The organism is Emticicia sp. TH156 (assembly GCF_002855535.1).
GTDB lineage: Bacteria > Bacteroidota > Bacteroidia > Cytophagales > Spirosomataceae > Emticicia > Emticicia fluvialis.
Genome location: NZ_PKRS01000039.1, coordinates 1 through 1548, shown reverse-complemented (window position 1 = coordinate 1548; position 1548 = coordinate 1). Strand labels below are relative to the sequence as shown.

At 39.7% G+C, this 1548-nt stretch carries 2 protein-coding genes; both read left to right on the top strand.

Annotated features, from left to right (window positions below; all coding sequences use genetic code 11):
• The first annotated feature begins 205 nt into the window (after nucleotides 1-205).
• Nucleotides 206-1120 carry a hypothetical protein gene (locus C0V77_RS22900; protein ID WP_101728716.1) on the top strand — a complete coding sequence of 305 codons (915 nt, stop codon included), beginning with the start codon at nucleotides 206-208 and terminating at the stop codon, nucleotides 1118-1120.
• 157 nt (nucleotides 1121-1277) lie between these two features.
• Nucleotides 1278-1548, top strand: a 271-nt coding sequence (locus C0V77_RS22895; protein WP_143706176.1) for a hypothetical protein, incomplete at its 3' end; no start/stop codon positions are given.

Below are 1548 nucleotides of genomic sequence, written 5' to 3'. Positions count from 1 at the left end.
CACGTATTATTATGTAGCTCGGGTAACGATGCAACGGTTAGAGAAAACCGACGAGGTACCTGTGGCTATTAAAGGTTGGGTAGAGTTAATCAGATAAATAGCAATTCTTGTATATTTGCCTGCTAAGTGGTACAATAAACCAGGCACTGGTTTAGTTTTTAGCTTAAAGACCCACTGAGTGACATCCGGAGCATAGATTTTAATAATGAATATCCTAAGAGTAATATCTATTACAGGTAACCATTTACTGAATTTTATCAGAGAGCAGTTAATGGCCCTCGGCGAAGCGTTTAGACGGCCCATGGCTACTTCTATTCGTTCTATGAGGGGATTCCTCATTGCCATCGTAGTAGGGTTATTTGTTGCCATTATTGCAGTAGGAATGCAGCCGTTTGGCCTCGACTTGTTTAATCATGAGCAAAAAACAGAATTATTACTGGGGTTTGGGCTGGTTGCCTGCATTGGTATGCTAATTGTCAAGTTTGTGCTGCCGGCTATTTTTCCTGTGTTTTATGATAAATCCAACTGGACAATTGCCCGCCAGGCACTTCACTTCCTGATTATGGTATTGCTTTTGTTGTCATTACTGGCAGCTTATAGTAATGCGTTTCATATAGTTGTTTTTAAACCGGCCGGTATCCTCAAAATCTTTGCCCTCAGTATTATACCAGTTATTGTTACCACTTTTATTCAGCAAAAGGTCTTTCAAAAAAAATTCGCCGGTTGTGCAGAAGTAATCAATAAGTCGCTGAAACAACTCAAACCTATTGATGCCAAAGATGCACCGCCTGTTTTAAGACTGAGCAATCATTTCAGTTTATTGCCCAATCAGTTCATTTATGCCGAAATCTCCAAAGATTCTGCCGAAGTATGCTGGCAGAATTTCCTGAGTGTAGAAAAGACTACCGTTCAGGGCAATATTGAAAAAGAACTATCGGCATTTGACCAGTTCATTTACTTAGATAAAACAATAATTGTAAATACAAGTGGAATCCAGAAGGTAGAAGGTAATGCAAGAGGCTATAGTGTCAGAATAGCCCGTACCACCAAAGAGGTAGCCGTACCCTGGAAATTCCATAAGTACCTCGAAAAATTCGCTCAGAAAAACAAGCCATTCTGACACCCTTTTTTAACTTTATTGACCTGATTATAAAACTCATTCTGAGCGTTATACTCATGTGTGGATTTTTAATTTCAAAAATCTTGGCAAATATGCACAGCGCACGGGTATTCGTTCGTTCTTATGTGTAACGGACATTAAAATTGTGATGTGACCTATGCGAATATTAAGATTTACTTTATTTTTTTTTATTGCCGGTTTGTTGATAGCGCCACAGGTACAGGCCACACACCTACGCGCGGGTGAGATAACCGCAAAAAGAATTTCATCAACTACCCTTACTTACCGGGTTACCTTAACTACATATACTGACCAGATAAACGGATATATTGCCAACGATGCCGCCAATACGTCGCAGTTTTCTTTTGGCGTAACCGGGGTACCTCTTTTTGAGGTTAAACGCAGAAAGAAGTTTCTGATTAATTCAG